The organism is Methanosarcina spelaei (assembly GCF_002287235.1).
Taxonomy (GTDB): domain Archaea; phylum Halobacteriota; class Methanosarcinia; order Methanosarcinales; family Methanosarcinaceae; genus Methanosarcina; species Methanosarcina spelaei.
Map to the genome: position 1 here is coordinate 1 of NZ_LMVP01000444.1, position 325 is coordinate 325.

Here is a 325-nt window from a genome sequence, read left to right on the forward strand (position 1 = left end):
GCTCAACTAATCAGAGAAAAAAGCTCAATAAGCAGAAATTGAGAGCTTTCCACTCAATTTGAAGAGGATACGCTCTATTACCTAATCAGGATTATCAACCATTTTAAGAGTTGTTCCTGGATGACCTTCTTGACCTCCAGGGTTCTTTTCGCTCTTTTTACGGAGACTCTTGGGATTAGGTTTTCCTTTGACAAAAAAATCAGTAGAAGGAGGTTTACTGCTGTTTCTGCTATTTTGATTTAAGCGAGATTCTAAAACTTGCAATTTTTCACTAAGCTGTTTTATTTGAGATTCAAGACTCTCAATGTAAGTTGCAATAACTTCA

Annotated in this window: 1 pseudogene; it reads right to left on the bottom strand. The window is 36.0% G+C overall.

The annotated features are described in order from the left end of the window. Positions 1–84 precede the first annotated feature (84 nt). A pseudogene (locus ASJ81_RS16005) lies at positions 85–318 on the bottom strand (DUF6444 domain-containing protein); the annotation flags it as partial. Between the last annotated feature and the right edge of the window lie 7 nt (positions 319–325).